Source organism: Mesorhizobium sp. M1A.T.Ca.IN.004.03.1.1, from assembly GCF_003997555.1.
Lineage (GTDB): Bacteria > Pseudomonadota > Alphaproteobacteria > Rhizobiales > Rhizobiaceae > Mesorhizobium.
Map to the genome: position 1 here is coordinate 1 of NZ_RZTV01000647.1, position 255 is coordinate 255.

General features: G+C 64.7%; 1 pseudogene. It reads right to left on the reverse strand.

Annotated features, from left to right (window positions below):
• Positions 1–255, reverse strand: a pseudogene (locus EOD29_RS33235) (hydroxypyruvate isomerase); the annotation flags it as partial.

A 255-nucleotide genomic window follows, 5' to 3' on the forward strand; every position in this document is an offset into this window, starting at 1 on the left:
TTGGCGACTGCGACGGATTCCGCAAGGCCCGCCAGCCAGGCCTGCCAGTTGGCGGCATCGGTCAGTGCGATCATCGGCTCGGCGACGAGGCTGGTGACGGCAAGGCCGGTTTCCTTCAGCGCTGTCTCGATCGCATCCAGATCCTTGTCGGTCCAGCGCCAGAATTCGATCGCCGTCAGGCCGCCGGCATGGGCGCGACGGATACGGTCGGCAAAGCTGTCGCCCTCTTCGGCAAACAGCCATTCTATGCAGGCT